Source organism: Micromonospora sp. NPDC048170 (assembly GCF_040652795.1).
GTDB lineage: Bacteria > Actinomycetota > Actinomycetes > Mycobacteriales > Micromonosporaceae > Micromonospora.
In genome coordinates this window covers 40,909-58,441 of the sequence record NZ_JBEZMR010000014.1, presented here as the reverse complement: position 1 = coordinate 58,441, position 17,533 = coordinate 40,909, and the positions used below count along the sequence as shown (strand labels likewise).

Below are 17,533 nucleotides of genomic sequence, written 5' to 3'. Positions count from 1 at the left end.
TGGCGGGGTGTCAGGAACCGGCCTCGTCCAACTCGGCCTGCAACTTCCTGGACGCGAGCCGGCGCCACGCATCGGTGATCAGCTCTCGCAGCTGTGTCGGGTCGACCGTCGCCAGTTCGACGAAGGTCCAACCGCTCTGCCCGTACTTGTTGTTCGGCGCCGAGAAGGTCGCCGGGTCCTCGCTGATGAGCGCCGCCTGCTCGGCGACGTCGATCCGCAGCCCCATCACACCGGGCCTGGGTAGGGTGCAGAAGATCTTGTTGCCGACCCGGAAGTCGGTCACGTCGAAGTGCGCCGACTGGTGCGCTCCGGGAAGCGACAGGGCGATGCTGCTGACGGTTTCGGGGCTGACCACTGCGGCCTCCTCGGTCGTGGACGGAACGCATCACGCTAACGCCCGTCGGGCGTGCTCGGGGTGATCTCGTCCGGGCCGCCGCGTCGCAGCAACTGCTCGGCCACCCGGCCGTGCGGGTCGTCGCCGAACCCCGGGAAGGCCTCCAGCCACAGCGCCCGGCGCAGCCACCGGTGCAGCGGGTACTCCCAGGTCACCCCCATCCCGCCGGTGATCTGGACGGCGGTCTCGCAGGTGCGTACCGCCGCGCTGCGCGCCACCAGTACCGCCTCGTCGACCGCCTGGGCGCACGCCGGTGACGTCTCGGGATCGTTCTGCACCAGCCAGGCGGCCCGGTACGCCAGTGACCGGGCCGACTCGGTGTCGACGTACGCGTCGGTCAGCTGGTGCGCCACGGCCTGGAAGCTGCCGATCGGCCGCCCGAACTGCTCCCGCTGGCGGGCGTGGGCGACGGCCATGTCCAGCGCGCCTGCCGCGACGCCGACCGCTTCGGCGGCCAACAGCACGCCGACGCACAGCTGGGCCCGGCGCGCCGCCTCCGGGGTGTCGGTCGGCTCGACGAGCAGCCGCGCCGGCGTGCCGTCCCACCGGACCCGGGCCATCCGGCGCAGCGTGTCCAGTGTCGACAGCTCCTCGACGGCCAGCCCGGGGGCGCCGGTGTCGCAGGCGAACACGGCGGGTCCCTGCTCGGTGTGGGCGCGTACCACGACGCAGCGCACTGCGCCCGCCTGCGGCACCGCCGGCACGTGCCCGGTGAGCGTCCAGCCCTGCGGCGAGCGGGTTGCCCGCACCGTCCCGGCACCGGGGTGCGCAGCGCCGTCCGGGGCGCCGTCGGCGAATGTCGCCGGCACGGTCAGGGGCTCCCCGGCGGCCCGGGCGTACGGTGCGGCCAGGGCAACCGTCGTCCACCACGGCGTCGGGTGCAGGCACCGCCCGCTCTCCTCGGCCAACAGCGTCAGCTCGACCATGTCGAGGTCGTCGTCCAACCAGCCCTGCCGGATCAGCTCGGGCCAGGTACCCGCCTCGCTCCCGCCGGGGCCCTCCGCCAGGGCACACACCCGCATCGCCGGGAAGTGCCGCTCCAGGTGGTCACGGGCGGCCCGACGGATGTCGCGCTGCTCATCGGTGAGGGCAAAGTCCATGGTCTTCTCCGTGTCGTCGCGGGCCGGTGGTCACTGGCGGGATCTGGGCAGGCCCAGCACGCGCTCGGCGACGATCCCGCGAAGGATCTCGGAGGTGCCGCCCTCGATCGTGTTCGCCCGGCTGCGTAGCCGTTGCCGCTGCCAGTACCCGTGCCAGGCGGCGTCGTCGCCGTCGAGCAGCGCCGCTGGGCCCTGGATGCGCAGCGCGAGGGCGCAGACCCGCTGGTGCAGCAGCGACCATTCGAGCTTGAGGATGGACGCCTCCGCGCCGGGCTCGCCGGACCGGCGCAGCGCGGCCAGCGACCGGTAGCCGGTGTACCGCAGCCCCTGCAACCGGGCGTGCAACGTGGCCAGCTCGCGGCGGACGGCGGGGTCGCCCTCGGCGCCGACCTCGCGCACCAGCCGCAGCAACCGGTCGAACTGCGCGACCAACCGGGCGGTGAGGGTGATCCCGAACGTGCCCCGCTCGTGGGCCAACGTGGACAGCGCCACCGACCAGCCCCTGCCGACCTCGCCCACGACGTCCGCGTCGCCGACCGGCGTCTCGGTCAGGATGATCTGGTTGAAGTCGGTGTCGCCGTTGAGCTGCCGCAGGGGCGACACCTTCACCCCCGGCGCCCGCATGTCCAACAGGAAGCACGTCAGGCCCTGGTGCTTTGGTTCGGCGGGGCCGGTGCGGGCCAGCAGCAGGCAGTGGTCGGCCAGGTGGGCGTAGGAGGACCAGACCTTCTCGCCGTCGAGCAGATAGCCGTCCGGCTCCGCCCGCCGGGCCGAGGTGCGCACCGCCGCCAGGTCGGAGCCGGCCTCCGGCTCCGAGAAACCCTGGCAGAACAGGGTACGACCGGACAGGATGCCGGGCAGGTAGCGCGCCTTCTGCTCGTCGGTGCCGTGCGCGATGAGCGTCGGGCCGACCATGTTCATTCCGATGATGTTGATGTGGTCCGGCGCGCCGGCGCGGGCGGTCTCCTCGACAAAGATGGCCTGGTAGGCGGCGCTCAGCCCGCGGCCGCCGTACTCCTTCGGCCAGGTGATACCGGCGTAGCCGGCCTCGGACAGGTCGCGGCTCCACTCGCGCAGCTGCGCGGTGCTCCACGTACGGGAAGGGTCGTCGTCCGGCAGGCGGGACCGGAGCCAGTCGCGCAGCCCGGCGCGGAACGCGGCCTCGGCCGGGTCGTCGTGCAGGTTCAACGCCGTCCTCGCTTCCTGGCGGCCGGGTCCGGGCGCCTCAGGCTGGTCACTGTCACGCCAGGCGCACCGCGAGCGGCACCCGGTCGTACGTGCGGAAGTTGAAGCGCGGCCGACGCACCGGCTCGCCGTCGAACTCGATGGCACTGGTACGACTCAGCAGCCGGTCGAACACGGCGAGGCCTTCGGCGCGGGCCAGGGCGGCGCCCAGGCAGTGGTACACGCCGGCTCCGAAGCTGAGGTGCTGGTTGGGCCGGCGGCCGACGTCGAAGCGGTCCGGCTCGTCGAACTGCTCCGGGTCCCGGTTGGCCGATCCGACCAGCAGGTAGAGGACGCGGCCGGGGCGGATGACCCGGCCGGCGACCTCCACCGGTTCGACCGGGCTGCGCATGGTCACCTGGATCGGCGCCTCGTAGCGCAGCATCTCCTCGATGGCGGTGGCGGTGCCGGCGGCCCCCGCCCGTAGCCGGGCAAGCTGGTCGGGGTGCTCCAGCAGGGCGACCATGCCGTTGGAGATCATGCCCATCGACGTCTCGAAGCCGGCGTAGAAGACCGTGATGGCGTTGTCGACGATCTCCTCGCGGCGCAGTCGCTGCCCGTCCGACTCGGTCGTGGCCATCCGGGTCAGCAGGTTGTCGCCGCCGGGACCGTCCTCGACGAGGTCACCGAGGTACGCGCGCAGCCAGCGCAGCGACCGGACCGCCTCGTCGACGTCATGGTCGTTGCCGAACGCCACGTCGCTGAAGGCTCTGACCAGCTGTGCCGCGTGCGGCCACAGTAGGGCACGGTCGGCTGCCGGCACCCCGAGCAGATCGCAGATGACCATCAGCGGAAAGGGCAGCGCGAGGTCGGCGACCAGGTCCATCCGGCCGGTCGCCAGAACGGGTTCGAGCAGCTCGTCCACGAGGGAGGTCATGCGTTCGCCGAGCCGCCGGACCAGGCCGGGGCTGAACGAGCTGACCAGGACCCGGCTGGCGAGCCGGTTGCGCTGGCCGAGGTTCTGCCCGGACAGGAAGCCGCTCAGCTCCGGGTCCCCGACGGTGAAGCGGTAGTACTGCTCGGGCAGGGTCTTGGTCAGCCGCTGGTCCTTGAGCAGGGCGGCCACCTCGCGGTAGCCGGGGACCACCCACTGTCCCGGCCCGTTGCTCAGCACGGCGCCGGTACGGCGCAGCTGCTCGTACGTGGGGAAGGGGTCGGCCAGCAGCCGCGGGTCTGAGACGTCGAAGCTGACCCGTGGCGCGCGAACGGCTGTCATTGGGGCCTCCCGACGGGACCGGTACGGCGTGCACGCCCCGCGTCCGCCGCCGATTATTCGGGCTCTCCGAAACTCGTGTCAAGGAGTGTTTGCGGAGACTGTGGGAGTATCTTCAGGACACTCGTAACCACGCGCTCGCTGCGGTAGCGTCGCCGGTATGCGAGAGGAACCGGCTTCGGTGGGTCAACGCCTCCTGTGGCTGATGGACCACTATCGAGGGCAGCAGCACTCACTCAACGAGCAGGTGGTGTGGCACCTGCGCGGGGACTGCGACGTCGCCGCCCTGCGCCGCGCCGTGGACCTGTTGCACGAGCGGCACGAGTCGCTGCGGACGACATTCGTCGCCCGGCGGCGCCAGCTCGTCCAGGTGATCAATCCGCCGCGCCCGGTCGAGCTGCTTCGGGCGGACGTCTCCGGGCACGCCGATCCCCGGCGGGCCGCCCGCGAACACATCGCAACCGAGCTGTCCGTCGCCGTGGACATCGACGTGTGGCCCACCCGGCCCACGCTGATCACCGTCGGCCCCGAGCACCACGTCTTCGTGCTGACCATGCACCACTACGTCAGCGACGACTGGTCCAACGCGCTGCTGTCACGCGACATCCGCGCGCTCTACCAGGGCGAGGAGCTGCCGGAGGTCGGCTGGCAGTACGCCACGTGGGCGGCCTGGCAGCGGGAGCGGATCTCCGGGCCGGACTCGGGGGCGCTGTTCGACCACTGGCGTGGGCAGCTCGACGGAGCGCGGCTGGTAGGCCTGCCCGAGCGCGCCGAGGTCCTCCGAGGCCCCGACGAGCCGGCCTGGGTGTCGGTGGAGCTGGCCATCGACCCGCACGTCACGCAGGGGCTGCACCAGCTTGCCCGCCGGCAACGCACCACCCTCTTCCCGGTGATGCTCTCCCTGTTCTACCTGGTGCTGCACCGGGCCACCGGCCAGTCGGACCTGACGGTGGCGTCGCTGTTCGCCAACCGCAGCCGGCCGGAGGTCCGCGACACGGTCGGCTTCTTCGTGTCCATGGTGCTGCTGCGCGGCCGGGTGGTCGCCGCCGAACCGTTCACCGACCTGCTGCGTCAGGTACGCAACGTGGTGATGGAGGGCCTGCGCCACCAGGAGTTGCCGGCGCAGCTGCTGCCGCCCGGGACGGTCACGGGCGAGGGCCGCACCGACGACGTCATGTTCCAGCTGCTCGGGTCGTTCGTGCCGAGGGCCGACATGAGCGGCGACGAGCTGGACGACCTTGAGGCGCAGCTCGAGCGCAGCCGGTTCGCGCTGGAGTTCGTCGTCGTACCGCAGGATGACGCGCTCACCGCCGTCCTCATGTGCGACCGCGACCGGTTCACCCCGGACTGGGCGCGGCAGCTCGTCAAGGACTACGTGGAGCTGGCTGCGGCGGTGGTGACGGATCCGCACCGCCTGCTGGGCACGCCGTCCTGAGAAGCCGCCATGCGGTGGAGCCCTGCGGCGTTGCCGTAGGTCCAACGGCGGCGCAACGACAGGCGACGGCGCGACAGGCAGAGCGGGGGCGGCCGGCGGCACCCCGCCGACCGCCCCCGTCGCATCCGGAAGGGCGGTCACCCGGCCTTGGGTAGCTCCCGCAGGCCGAAGGCGACGCCCTGGCTGTCGCGGCACTCGGCGAACGCGCCGTACTGCGGGCTCGGGGGCCGCAACGGGCCCACCTCGCCGCCCAGCTCCTTGACCCGTTCGACGGCCGCTGCCAGGTCGTCCACCGCGAAGTAGACGATGATGTGCGGAGGGTCGGTGTCCGGGTGGGAGCCGGCCTCCAGGCCCGGGGCCGCGCCCGGCATCTCGATGTACGACCCGTGGGTGAGCATCGTGAACTTCCAGCCGAACAGCGCCTCGTAGAAGTCCCGGGTGCGTTCGGGAACCGGAACTGCAAACTCGATGAACGAAGGTTCTCCTGCCACGGCGCCCTCCGGTGCGTGATCTGTCGGGGGAGATGTCCTAGCATCATAACGGGCATTGGCTCGTCTTTGGCAGACACACAAGGACGCTTGTAAAGACGAGTTCTGGTGGTTGGCGGGTCAGCCACCGCGGCAGCCGACGCGGCCACCGGGCCCATCGGCCCGCACCATCGGCCCCCCGGGGCCCCGTGAACGGAGGGCACCGCTGTGACTGTCTCCATCGACGAGTCCATGAGCCTGCGACAGGCGCGCGAGATCGCCGACGAGGTGTTCTTCCCCGCCGCGCTGGCGGTCGACGGCGCCGACCGCGTCCCCATCTCCCACCTGGACCTGCTCGCCGAGCAGGGCTTCTACGGACTGGCCGCGCCCCCGGAGTTCAACCGCCTCGACCTGCCGGGCTTCCCGGCGGTGTGCCGGGTCATCGAGACCCTCGCCAGCGGCTGCCTCACCACCACGTTCCTGTGGGCCCAGCACCACAATGCGGTGATGGCGGCGGCCAACACCAGCAACGCCCAGCTACGGGCGGCCTGGCTGGAGCCGCTGGCCGCGGGGCAACGCCGGGCGGGGCTGGCGATCGGCGCGGCGGTGCGGCCCGGTCCGGCGGCCCTGTCGGCGACGCCGGCCGTCGGTGGGTTCCTGTTCTCCGGCGCCGCGCCGTGGGTGAGCGGCTGGGGCCTGGTCGACACGATCTACGTGGCCGCCCGGCTCGCCGACGACACGCTGGTCTTCGCCCTGGTCGACGCCGCGACGAGTGACACGCTGACCGTCGAGCCGCTGCGGATGTCGGCGGTGAACGCCAGCAGCACCGTGACGGTCACCTTCGACAACCACTTCGTGCCTGCCGACCGGGTCGCCAACCAGATGCCGCTCCAGGCGTGGCAGCAGCGGGACCCGGCGACGCTGCGCTTCAACGGTTCCCTCGCGCTCGGGGTGGCTGACCGGGCGATCGAGCTGGCGGACGAGCCGCGGTTGCGCCCGCAGCTCGACGCCGTCCGTGACCGCCTCGACGCGGCAGACCCGGAGACCATGCCCGCTGCCCGGGCCGCCGCCTCGGAGCTGGCGTTGCGGGCCGGCGCGAACCTCGCCGTGGCCGCCGGCAGCCGCGCGGTCCTGCTCGACCAGCACGCCCAGCGGCTGGTGCGGGAGGCGACCTTCCTGCTGGTCTTCGGCTCCCGCCCGGGCATCCGCGATGCCCTGCACACCGCGTTCACCACATCCACGGGCGTCGCCTGACAGTGCCGCGGCGGTGCCGCCGGGCACCGCACCGGCACGGGGCCCGCGACGCGTACGACCGGCGTCGCGGGCCCCGTGTACCGGCCTATCGCATCCCGTCGACCATCCGAGCCACAGCCTGCGCCTGCTCGCGGTCGACCACCGTGAAGTGGTCGGCCTCCAGCATGTGGAAGCGGGCCGGGAGCGTGGCCGCGGCGTGCCGCAGCGGCGACAGGTAGCCCGCCGCCGGACCGATCAGACCCCGCGACGCCTCCACCACGTCCAGCTCCAGGCCCTCTTCGGCGACGAACGAGTACCTGAGCAGCGCCCGGGTGTTGGCCTCGAAGACCCCGTACACCGTCTGCAACTCGGCGTACGTCAGCGATTTCAGCTCCTTGAGCTGCGGTGGGGGCGCGGCCCACGTCCGGCGTAGCGTCTCCTGTGCGGCGTTCGGGTTGCACGGGTCGCTCGTCACCTCCACCGGCGTGCCGGCGAGGTTGTGCAGGAACGCCTTCACGAGGGAGGCGTCGTCGACCGTGGGGTTGGTGCCGCAGCCGATCCACGGGTCGATGAGCAGCACCGCGCACTCCCGTCCCTGCCGCCGCAGCTGCCGGGCCATCTCGTACGCCACCACGCCGCCCAGCGACCAGCCGGCCAGCCGGATTGCCCGGTCGGGCGGCTCGCTCGCCAGGACCGGCGCGAGTTCCGCCAGGTAACCGGTGGCCAACTCCTCGATGGTCACGCCCGGCTGCGCCGGCGACGGTGCGGCCAGGCCGAGCACCCGGTGCCGCTCGCCCAGCTCGGCCAGCAGCGGGCGGTAGCACAGCAGGTCGCCGCCGACCGGGTGCACCAGGACCAGCGGGCGGTGCCCGTTGTCGGACAGCGTGACCAGGCTGCGCGACGGCCCCGTGCGGCAGGCGGCGTCGAGCAGTGCGGCTATCTCCGCGATGGTGCCCGAGGTGTAGAGTGTGGCCAGCGGCAGCCGCCGCCCGAACTGCTGCTCGATGCGGTTCATCAGTCGCGCCGCCAGGAGCGAACTGCCGCCGTAGGCGAAGAAGTCGACGGAGCGGGCGACCTCCGGCACCTCCAACAGCTCCTGCCACAGCGTGGCCAGGGCCCGCTCGGTGCCGGTTCGGGGCGCGTCGTCGACATGCCGGGTGGCCCCTACATCGACCGCCCGCTCGGCCAGCTGCCGCCGGTCGACCTTGCCGTTGGCGGTCAGCGGCAGCCGCGACCGCACGTCGATGCTGCGCGGCACCATGTAGTCCGGCAACCGGGACGCGAGGTGGTCCTTCAGTTGCGTGACCAACTGCTCGGCCGGGGTCTGCGAGGCCACGAAGGCGACCAGCGACACGGCCCTTCCGTCGGTGCGGGTGACCACGGCGGCGTCGGTGACCGCCGGGTGGGCCAGCAGTGCCGCCTCGATCTCGCCGAGCTCCACCCGAAAACCGTTGACCTTGACCTGCGGGTCCTCCCGGCCGAGAAACTCCAGCGTGCCGTCGGGCCAGTAGCGGGCCCAGTCGCCCGTACGGTAGATCCGTTCCTGCTGCCGCGGGTGCACGAGGAACGACGCGGCGGTCAGTTCCCCGTCGCCCAGGTAGCCCAGGGCGAGGCCGCGCCCGCCGATGAACAGCTCGCCCGGCACCCAGTCGGGACGGTCTCTCAGGCGGGCGTCGAGCACCTGGAAACGCTGGTTGCGCAGCGGGTGACCGTACGGGATCGAGATCCAGTGCGGGGGTATCCGTACCGGCACCGGGTGGTAGTTGGACCAGATGGAGGCCTCCGTCGCGCCACCGAGGCTGACGCAGGCGGCGTGCGGAGCGATCTCCGCCAGCTCCGCGCCGAGGTTGATCGGTACCCAGTCGCCGCTGACCATGGCCAGCCGCAGCTCGGTGAGCGGGTGCCGGCCGCTGGTGCGTACGAACTCCACGAACATCGCCAGGTAGGCCGGGACGCTGTTCCACACCGTGACTCCGGTGACCTGGGACAGTTCGTAGAGGTGGGTGACCTCGCGCTCCTGCCCGGCGGCCGGTACGACCACCACCCCGCCGGCGGCGAGCATCCCGAACACGTCCCACACCGACAGGTCGAACGTGTAGTCGGAGACGGCGAGCACCCGGTCGCGGGGGCTGAGCCCGAACCGCTCGTTGATGTCGACAAGCGTGTTGACGACGCTGCCGTGCGAGATCATCACTCCCTTCGGCGTGCCGGAGGTACCGGAGGTGAAGATGACGTACGCCAGCGACTCCGGGCTGACGTCGACCGCCGGCCGCGCCGCGCCGTCCTGCCGGGCGACGGCGGTGGCGATGTCGATGGTCCGCCCACCTGCGTACGGCTCCTCGCCCTGGATGCTGCGGTCGGCCAGCAGCACCCGCAGTCCACAGATCTCGGCCACCTGCTCGCGGCGGCGGCGGGGCCACTGCGGCGAGACCGGCACGTACGCGGCCCCGGCCATCAGCACCCCGAGCAACGCGATGATCTGGTGCGCCCCGCGCAGCGCCTGCACGCCGACCACCTCGCCCGGCCGTACCCCCGCCGCGACGAGCTCCGCCGCGAGGGCGTTGGCCTGGTCGCGCAGCTGGGCGTAGGTGATCTCCCGGCCGTCGGCGATCACCGCGAGCCGGCCCGGCTGCCGCTCGGCCTGCTCCTCGAAGAGCTGATGCATGGTGGCCACCCGGGCCGGTGCGGCGGTGTCGTTGACCTGCTCGCGGATCTTCAGCTGGGCCGCCGGGGTGAGATCGAACGATTCCATCCCCCACGCCTCGTCCTCGGTGGCCAGCCGGACCAGCAGGGACCGGTAGGCGGCGAACATGTCGTCGATCAGGCCCGCCGGGTAGAGGTCGTCCGCGCTGTCCCAGGTGGTGACGAGGGCGTTGCCGGCCACGAACACCTGGTGGTCCAACGCGACCTGCGGCGTGCGGACCTTGCCCTCCAGCCGCTGCCAGCCGAGGTGTTCCAGGAAGACGCCGCTGTCCGGCTCCCCGACGCCGAGCATGCTGGTGAACACCACCGGCATCAGTGCGTTACGGGCGTTGCCCGTCCGCTGGTTGAGCTGTCGGATGACGGAGACTCCGCCGAAGGAGGAGTGCTCCATGTCCTGAAGCAGTTGCCGACGCCAGGCGCGGGCCCGGTCGAGGAAGGTGTCGCCCGGGTCACCCGGGCGGCACTCCATCAGCAGGGTGCTGCTGAAGTTGCCGATGATCTTGTCGGCCTCCGGGTGGAACGGCAGCCGGTCGCCGTACATGATGTTGATGGTGAAGTCGGCGTTCTTCGACCAGTGCCGCAACACCTCGCAGAACGCCGCGCCGAGCACCATCGTGCCGGTGAGCCGATTCTTCCTGATGCGTGCGGCCAGGCTGGTCCACTGCTCGGCAGTGAGCTTGAAGACCCGGCGCACCAGGCGCGGGCTGGGATCGCCGGTCATCCGGCGGCGGGGCAGCTCCGGCGCCGCGGGCAGGCGGTCCAGCCGGTCGAGCCAGTAACGGCGGGCCCGCTCGTGCTCGGCGCTGTCCTTGCGTCGCTCGAACTCGTTACGGTACTCCCGGAAGGTGTACCGCAGCGGGGGCAGCGACTCACCGTCCAGCAGGGCCCGCAGCTCCTGGGCGAAGATCTCACCCGAGAACCCGTCGATGGCCAGCAGCCGCGCGCACACCTGCACCACGACGTGGGTGTCCAGGGCGAAGACGAAGACCTCGAACGGAGCGTGCCCGTCGCGCGGTGGCCCCTCGTCGTAACAGCGCTCCCGATTGCGGGTGAGAAGCCGCCGGCAGACATGTTCCGGCTGGCCGCGCAGCGACCGGTAGGTCAGCGGTACCGGCAGTTCGTCCTGCACGTGCAGCAGGCCCGTCTCGTCGAACGACGCCCGGAGCATCTCGTGCCGGTTCATGAGCTGCTGCAGGGCCGCGCTGAACGTGCGGATGTCCAGCTCCTGGCAGGCGTACTCCTCGAAGAAGAGGGCGGGACCACCGAGCTGAAAGTCGCCCAGTTCGCCGAGCAGATACGCGTACTGCAGGTCACTCAACGGCGCCGAGCGGGACGGTGCCGGCGGCGGGGCCTGTGGGAGGCCGGCTGATGATGGGTGGTGCTCCGATCTCGCGATGTCCATGACGTTCCCTCGGGGTGGCCGGTCGACAAGAAGGTGGTACGAATGCCCTGCCGGAGGTGCGCTCGGGCGGTCTCTCGGGATGCGGTTGGCCGAGGACCTTTGGCGACCGGGCGAGGGATCAGCACGGGCCGTACGGCGGGCTACCGTGCGGTGGCCCGCAGGTCGTTCACCGCCCCGGTCAGTTCTGCGGGGGTGGGCCGGTCGAAGACCTCGATCATCGGCAGTTGTACGCCGAAGACGATGTTCACCCAGTGCACGATGGCCGCCGCCGCCATCGAGTCGCCCTCGAGATCGTCGAAGAAGTCGGTGTCCGACTCCACCTGGCGGCCGAATATGTTCTTCCAGATGTCGAGCATCTGCTGTTCGCTTGTCACGATGCCTCCCCACGACGTGCCCGGTCGCCGAGCGCGGCCGGTGCTCACCTCGAAGCAGGTGCCGGCCCCCACGGACGGATGCCGAGGTCATTTATCAGTGTTTTTGTCTCGAGAAAGGCGTCGACGCCTGCCCTGCCCATCTCCCGTCCCCAACCCGAGCCCCGCATTCCGCCGAAAGGCAGCGCCGGATCGAGCACGTGCCAACTGTTGATCCACACGGTGCCGGCGTGCAGCCGGCGGCCAACCTGGTGCGCCAGGCCCAGGTCGCGGGTGAAGACGCCGGCGGCGAGCCCGTACGGGCTGTCGTTGGCCAGTGCCACCGCCTCCTGCACCGTGTCGAAGGGCTGTGCCACCAGCACCGGGCCGAAGATCTCCTCGCGGACCACCGGCGCCTGCGGGTCGGCGTCGGTCACCACGGCCGGAGTGCAGAAGAAGCCCGGCGAGTCCAACGCGTGGCCGCCGGTGACCCGCGCGCCGCCGTCGCGGGCCGAGCGCAGGTAGGACAGCACCCGCGCCCGGTGCTCCGCGGAGATCAGCGGCCCCATGTCCGTGTCCCGGTCCAGACCGTCGCCGAGCCTGATCGCCGCGGCCCGCTCCCGGATTCCCGCGACGACCTCGTCGAAGACCGGCCGCTGCACGTACAGACGAGAACCGGCCACGCAGGTCTCACCCTGGTTGTAGAAGATCGCGTGGGCCGCGCCGTCCATCGCCCGAGACAGGTCGGCGTCGCTGAACACGATGCTCGGTGACTTGCCGCCCAGTTCCAGGGTCACCCGCCGGAAGTCGACGGCCGCGGCCCGCACGATGCTGCGTCCGACCTCCGTCGACCCGGTGAAGGTGACCTTGTCGACGTCCGGGTGCGCGGCGAGCGCCGCGCCGGTGGCGGCGTCGCCGGTGACGACGTTCAGCACGCCCGGCGGCAGGCCGGCCTCCTGCGTCAGTTGTGCGAGCAGCAGCGCGGACAGCGGCGTCTGCTCGGCGGGCTTCAGCACGATGGTGCAGCCCGCCGCCAGTGCGGGCGCCACCTTCGCCGCGGCCATGTAGAGCGGGAAGTTCCACGGGATGATGGCCGCCACCACGCCCACCGGCTCGGGCACGGTCAGGGCGATGTGCCGCTCCGGGCTGCCGGTGTAGATCGAGGCGTTCTCGCCGTTCAACCGGCCGGGCCAGCCGGCCATGTAGTGGAACACCGCAGCGGCGGCCGGGACGTCGCCGGCCCGGGCCACCCGCAGCGGCTTGCCGTTGTCGAGGCAGTCGAGCAGAGCCAGCCGGTCGGCATGCTGGAGGATCAGGTCGCCGACCCGGTGCAACAGCCGGGACCGGGCAGCGGGAGACATCCGGTGCCATCGGGACCCGGGCCGACCGGCTGCGCTCGCCGCGGCGACGGACCTCGCCACATCGGTGGCACCAGCGTGCGCGACCGTCGTCAGCGTCTCCTCTGTGGACGGACGCAGACACGTCAATTGGCGATGGTCGTCGGCGGGCGACCATCTGCCTCCGATGAACAGCCCTCGGGGCAGATCGTCCAGACAGGACATAGATAGCCTGTCGGTGTGTGTGGTCGCCGACATGCGAGAGACGCTAGCGTAAATATCAGCCTCGGCATACCCTCGATCGGGCCTAGCTAACGGCGCAAAACGGCAGCCAGACTCGGGCTTTCTGGCGAGAACATCGGGGTACGTGATGAGATGTCCGCGGAGTGTTTATCGCGTCTTTGACAGGATGCATGCCAAAAAGCATGGCGGGCGTAGTTGGCCGGCCAGCTTTGCCGATCGGCTGACCCATCCGGTGCCCGGCTCCCGGGCGGTCCGCAAGCTGATGGCCGAGGGTGGGATGAGGCCCGACCTGAGCCAGGTCGACCAGATTCCCGTCCACTCCGCCGCCGACCGACTGCCGCCCGCCGGCGCGGGCGAGGTGGTGGCCACCTGGGTCGGTCACGCCTCGTTCGTGCTCCAGATCGGCGGGCTCGTGGTGCTCACCGACCCGGTGTGGTCACGGCGCATCCCCGGGGTACGGCCCCGCTTCACCCCACCAGGCCTGAGCTGGGAGGCCCTGCCCCCGGTCGACGCCGTGGTCATCAGCCACAACCACTTCGACCACCTCGACGCGCCCACGATCCGCCGGCTGCCGCGCCACGTCCTGATGCTCGTGCCGGGCGGGCTGGGCTGGTGGTTCCGCCGGCTGGGGTTCACGGCCGTCACGGAGCTGGACTGGTGGGAGAGCGCCCGCCTCGGCGCGGTCGAGTTCCAGTTCGTTCCGGTGCACCACTGGAGCCGCCGGACACTCTTCGACGGCTGTCGGAGCCTGTGGGGTGGCTGGATGCTGGAGGCCGACGCCGACCCCGCCGGCGGCGTCCCGTCCAGGCGTGTCTTCTTCGCCGGGGACTCCGCCTACGGGCCCTACTTCGCGGAGATCGGGCGCCGCTGCGGCCCGGTGGACCTCGCCCTGATGCCGGTCGGCGCCTATCTTCCCCGCTGGTTCATGAAGCCGCTGCACATGAACCCGGCGGAGGCCGTACGCGCCTGCGGTGACCTGGGTGCCCAGCGGATGGCCACCATGCACTGGGGAGCCTTCGCGCTTTCCGCCGAGGCGCCGTTGGAGCCGCTGAAGCAGGCCCGGCAGGCGTGGCAGGCCAGCGGGCGGGCCGCCGAGGACCTGTGGGACCTGGCGGTGGGCGAGAGCCGTATCCTGCACCGCGCGGCGACCGCGCCGGCCGCCGACTGACCTGCGCCCGACGCGGACCGCCCGCGACACCGACCGCCCGCGACACCGACCGCCCGGCGGCGACGCGGCGGGCGGTCGGTGTCGCGGCCGCGGGTCAGTCGCTGCCGCGGCTCGCGGTAGCCCGGTCGGGAGAGGCCGTACGGCGCGCGAAGAACCGGTTCGGTGCCAGCGCCGCCCGGTACGGCAGCAGCAGCGGCAGCCGGTCGCCCACCCGTTGCCGCCAGATGAAGAACTCGCCGCCCTTGTCGCCGAACGGGGCGGGCAGGAACTTGGGCTGGTTGACCGTCACGAACGCCAGCTCCGTGAACTCCGTCTTGCGACGCAGCACGAGGTCGCGCAGGATCTTCCCGCCGGTGTGGCTCGCCGCGATCCCGCTGCCGGTGTACCCGTGGCCGTAGACCATGCCCGAGTCGGTCCGGCCGAACTGCGGAATGAAGCTGTGGCTCCAGCTGATGAGCCCGCCGTTGCCGTGGCTGAACCGCACGTCCCGCCACTGTGGGAAGAACTCGCGGAACGATTCGCCCAGTTTGTCGAACGCCTCGTCGTTGCGGCGGTGGCGGGGATCGGTGTCCCTGTTGCCGAACATGTACCACAGGCCGCCCGCCCAGAGCACCCGGTTGTCGGCCGTCAGCCGCGCCGCGGTGGAGAACGACAGCGAGTTCGCCACCCCTTCCCGCCCCGGCCAGGCCACCCGGCCCAACTGTTCGTCCGTCAGCGGCTCGGTGACCAGCTGATAGTTCCACACCGGCATCTGGCGCGCGTACAGCTCGGGGAACGCGCCCTGCATGGCCTCGGTGGCCACGATCACCTCGTCAGCGGTGATCGTGCCGTGCGGGGTGGTGATCCGCCACTTCCCGTCGACCTTCTCGATCGTCTGCGCCGGCGTCTGCTCGTGCAGCACCACGCCCTGCTCCTGCACCACCCGGGCCAGCCCGCGCACCAGCCGGTACGGGTTGAGCAGCGCGCCGCTGACCTTCAGCGCCCCGAGGACGGTCGGCGAGCCGATCCGCTCCTGCGCCTGCGCCCGGTCGAGCAGGCGGAACGAGGTCACCCCGGCCCGCTGGGCCCGCTTGATCTGCAACTCCAGCCGCGCGAGCTGCTTGGTGTCGGTAGCTACCTGGAGGATGCCGGTGTTCTCGTACTGGGCGTCGACGCCGTTCTGCCGGCAGAACCGACCGATCTCCAGGATCGACCGGGCGACCGCCCGGTACACCCCACCCGCCTTCTCCGCCCCGTAGTACCAGAGCATCCGGCGCAGCACCTTGCCAGCGGTCATCTGCACGAACCCGGCGTTCATTCCGGACGCGCCGTCGCCGGCGAACTTCGCCTCCACCACCCGCACCGACATGCCCGGTTCGGCCTGCTTGAGGAAGTGCGCCGCCCACAGCCCGGTGTAGCCCGCGCCGACGATGCACACGTCGCAGGAGGCGTCGCCGTCCAGCGGCGGGCCGACGTCGGTCGGTTCTGTGGAGTGCCAGTACATCTCTGTGGACAACTGCGCCATGCGGGTCTCTCCTTAACGGCTGTCGCGGGGGCGGGCAGGTGACGGCATCACGCGGGGCGGACGGCAAGCGGGAGACGCTCGAAGGAGCGCAGGCTCCCGTGGCGGCGGCGCAGTGCGTCGCCGTCGGCCGCGATGTCACGGAACCCGGTGGCGAGCGCGGTGAACGTCAGCTCGCCCATCAGCCGGGCCAGCGCGGTGCCCAGGCAGTGGTGCAGACCGCCGCCGAAGCCCAGGTGCGGGTTCGGGGCACGGGACAGGTCCAGCTCCGCCGGGCGGTCGAAGACCGCCGGGTCGCGGTTGGCCGCGCCGAGCAGCAGCATCACCGACCGGCCCGTCCTGATCTTGTGACCGCCGATCTCGATCGGCTCGCGGGCCACCCGGATCGCGTTCTGGATCGGCGAGTCGAACCGGAGGAACTCGTCGACCGCCGACCGGACCAGGGTCGGGTCCCGGCGCAGCCGGTCCAACTGGTCGGGGTGCTTCAGCAGCGCCACGCACCCGTTGGAGACCAGCCCCATGGTCGTCTCGAACCCGGCGTGGAACAGGAACAGCAGGTTGTCGACGATCGCGGCGACGTCGCCACGCTCCTCGGGCGGGGCCGCCGCGAACATGCCGGCCAGGGTGGAATGGCCGGCGGGCGCGTCCCGCAGCAGGGTGGTGACGTACTCGCGTAGCCAGGTCACGGCGACGTCCACGCCGTCCCGCTCGTCGGGCTGGAGGTTCGCCGCATCGAACACCCGGGCCAGGTCGACCACCCGGGGCAGCACCTCCTCGCGGTCGGCGTCGGGAATGCCGATCAGCCGGCAGATCACCGTGACCGGCAGCGGCACGGCCAGTTCCGCCACGAGATCGAGGCGGCCGGCGTCGCGCGCCGGGGCGAGCAGGTCCTCGACCAGCGCGGCCACCGCCGGGGTCATCGCCCGGACCCGGGACGTGCCGAACGCCTGCCCGAGGAACCGACGGGCGTGGGTGTGCTCCGGCGGGTCCTGGGTGAGCACGATGCGGGAGGGGAACTCGGCGGCGGGACCGTCGCCCAGGGTCAGCCGGATGAACTCCCGGGGGAAGTGGCTGGCCAACCGGCCGTCGCGGAGCAGGGCGCTGACCGCGGCGTGGTCGACCACCAGCCACTGCCCGAACTCGCCCCGCACGACCGGGCCCTGCGCGCGCAGCCGCTCGTACTTCGGATAGGGGTCCTCGGCGCTGGCCAGGTCGACCGCGGCGATCCGGGGCCGGGCGACGGCGTCGGGAAGCGTCACTGCTGCCCGCCGACGCGCTCGGCCCGCCGTGCCCGGTGGTGCTCCCGCATCCGCTGCATGAAGTAGTCGGCGTTGAGCCAGTACAGCTCCAGCCAGATGTTGTCCGGATCGCGCAGCCACACGCCGTGCCCGGCCTCCAGGAACAGTTCCTGCACCCCGCCGTGTTCGACGCCCACCGAGTCCAGGTGGGCCACCCAGGTGTGCAGGTCCTCCCGTTCGGGGACGTGGAACGCCAGATGGTGCAGCCCCACCCGGTGCTCGTCGAACGGCTCCTCGACCGGCCGGTCGGCCTGTCCGAGGACGATGGAGGTCAGGGCCCGGGAGTGCAACAGCGTCCGGAAGGTGAACCCCGACTCGACCGGCCTGGCGTCGCGGACCACGGTGAAGCCCAGCGCACGGCAGTACCACTCGGTGCTGCGGTCGAGATCCCGGACCGTCAGGTTGATGTGGGTGCCACCGTTGAGCGGGGGTGCGGAATCGTTGGCCACGGAGTTCCTCTCGAAA

Annotated in this window: 14 protein-coding genes; 3 read left to right on the top strand and 11 right to left on the bottom strand. The window is 71.6% G+C overall.

What is annotated here, in order from left to right; all coding sequences use genetic code 11:
- Window positions 1-10: 10 nt before the first annotated feature.
- From AB0D32_RS19195 to AB0D32_RS19180, 4 genes are read right to left on the bottom strand one after another with little or no spacing between them, the layout of a single operon-like run.
- Window positions 11-355: an MmcQ/YjbR family DNA-binding protein gene (locus AB0D32_RS19195; protein WP_357091492.1), complete on the bottom strand. Its 345-nt coding sequence runs from the start codon at window positions 353-355 to the stop codon at window positions 11-13.
- 35 nt (window positions 356-390) lie between these two features.
- Complete coding sequence (locus tag AB0D32_RS19190; RefSeq protein ID WP_357091489.1) at window positions 391-1,494, bottom strand: acyl-CoA dehydrogenase family protein; 1,104 nt, start codon at window positions 1,492-1,494, stop codon at window positions 391-393.
- Window positions 1,495-1,524: 30 nt separating this feature from the next.
- On the bottom strand, window positions 1,525-2,682 hold the full coding sequence (locus AB0D32_RS19185; RefSeq protein WP_357091485.1) for an acyl-CoA dehydrogenase family protein: 1,158 nt from the start codon (window positions 2,680-2,682) through the stop codon (window positions 1,525-1,527).
- 52 nt (window positions 2,683-2,734) lie between these two features.
- Window positions 2,735-3,934, bottom strand: a complete 1,200-nt coding sequence (locus AB0D32_RS19180; RefSeq protein WP_357091482.1) for a cytochrome P450 — start codon at window positions 3,932-3,934, stop codon at window positions 2,735-2,737.
- Window positions 3,935-4,112: 178 nt separating this feature from the next.
- Here AB0D32_RS19180 and AB0D32_RS19175 point away from each other — a divergent pair, with 178 nt between their 5' ends.
- Window positions 4,113-5,366, top strand: coding sequence for a condensation domain-containing protein (locus AB0D32_RS19175; RefSeq protein ID WP_357091479.1), 1,254 nt, complete (start codon window positions 4,113-4,115; stop codon window positions 5,364-5,366).
- Window positions 5,367-5,503: 137 nt separating this feature from the next.
- On the opposite strand, the gene AB0D32_RS19170 is transcribed toward AB0D32_RS19175, so the two are convergent.
- Window positions 5,504-5,857, bottom strand: a complete 354-nt coding sequence (locus AB0D32_RS19170) for a VOC family protein (protein ID WP_357004618.1) — start codon at window positions 5,855-5,857, stop codon at window positions 5,504-5,506.
- Window positions 5,858-6,061: 204 nt separating this feature from the next.
- Here AB0D32_RS19170 and AB0D32_RS19165 point away from each other — a divergent pair, with 204 nt between their 5' ends.
- Window positions 6,062-7,087, top strand: coding sequence for an acyl-CoA dehydrogenase family protein (locus AB0D32_RS19165; RefSeq protein WP_357091476.1), 1,026 nt, complete (start codon window positions 6,062-6,064; stop codon window positions 7,085-7,087).
- Window positions 7,088-7,172: 85 nt separating this feature from the next.
- Here the strand turns inward: AB0D32_RS19165 and AB0D32_RS19160 are convergent, their stop codons facing one another.
- From AB0D32_RS19160 to AB0D32_RS19150, 3 genes are all read right to left on the bottom strand, one after another.
- Window positions 7,173-11,087, bottom strand: a complete 3,915-nt coding sequence (locus tag AB0D32_RS19160) for an amino acid adenylation domain-containing protein (protein WP_357091473.1) — start codon at window positions 11,085-11,087, stop codon at window positions 7,173-7,175.
- 224 nt (window positions 11,088-11,311) lie between these two features.
- A complete protein-coding gene (locus tag AB0D32_RS19155; RefSeq protein WP_357091470.1) occupies window positions 11,312-11,545 on the bottom strand; it encodes an acyl carrier protein in 234 nt (77 codons plus the stop codon).
- Window positions 11,546-11,589: 44 nt separating this feature from the next.
- Window positions 11,590-13,083, bottom strand: coding sequence for an aldehyde dehydrogenase family protein (locus AB0D32_RS19150; RefSeq protein WP_357091665.1), 1,494 nt, complete (start codon window positions 13,081-13,083; stop codon window positions 11,590-11,592).
- A gap of 295 nt (window positions 13,084-13,378) precedes the next feature.
- On the opposite strand from AB0D32_RS19150, the gene AB0D32_RS19145 reads away from it, so the two are divergent.
- Window positions 13,379-14,269, top strand: a complete 891-nt coding sequence (locus tag AB0D32_RS19145; RefSeq protein ID WP_357091467.1) for an MBL fold metallo-hydrolase — start codon at window positions 13,379-13,381, stop codon at window positions 14,267-14,269.
- A gap of 94 nt (window positions 14,270-14,363) precedes the next feature.
- Here AB0D32_RS19145 and AB0D32_RS19140 read toward each other — a convergent pair whose 3' ends face one another.
- From AB0D32_RS19140 to AB0D32_RS19130, 3 genes are read right to left on the bottom strand one after another with little or no spacing between them, the layout of a single operon-like run.
- The gene (locus AB0D32_RS19140; protein ID WP_357091464.1) at window positions 14,364-15,773 is read right to left on the bottom strand and encodes an FAD-binding oxidoreductase; all 1,410 of its coding nucleotides are present in this window, start codon (window positions 15,771-15,773) and stop codon (window positions 14,364-14,366) included.
- A gap of 47 nt (window positions 15,774-15,820) precedes the next feature.
- Window positions 15,821-17,029, bottom strand: coding sequence for a cytochrome P450 (locus AB0D32_RS19135; RefSeq protein ID WP_357091461.1), 1,209 nt, complete (start codon window positions 17,027-17,029; stop codon window positions 15,821-15,823).
- On the bottom strand, window positions 17,026-17,517 hold the full coding sequence (locus AB0D32_RS19130) for a VOC family protein (protein ID WP_357091458.1): 492 nt from the start codon (window positions 17,515-17,517) through the stop codon (window positions 17,026-17,028). The genes AB0D32_RS19135 and AB0D32_RS19130 overlap by 4 nt, the downstream gene beginning before the upstream one ends.
- Between the last annotated feature and the right edge of the window lie 16 nt (window positions 17,518-17,533).

Coding starts and splice junctions, on each gene's coding strand:
- AB0D32_RS19190 (WP_357091489.1), bottom strand. CDS start 1,494: ATGGACTTTGCCCTCACCGATGAGCAGCGCGACATCCGTCGGGCCGCC.
- AB0D32_RS19180 (WP_357091482.1), bottom strand. CDS start 3,934: ATGACAGCCGTTCGCGCGCCACGGGTCAGCTTCGACGTCTCAGACCCG.
- AB0D32_RS19150 (WP_357091665.1), bottom strand. CDS start 13,083: ATGTCCTGTCTGGACGATCTGCCCCGAGGGCTGTTCATCGGAGGCAGA.
- AB0D32_RS19145 (WP_357091467.1), top strand. CDS start 13,379: ATGAGGCCCGACCTGAGCCAGGTCGACCAGATTCCCGTCCACTCCGCC.
- AB0D32_RS19140 (WP_357091464.1), bottom strand. CDS start 15,773: ATGGCGCAGTTGTCCACAGAGATGTACTGGCACTCCACAGAACCGACC.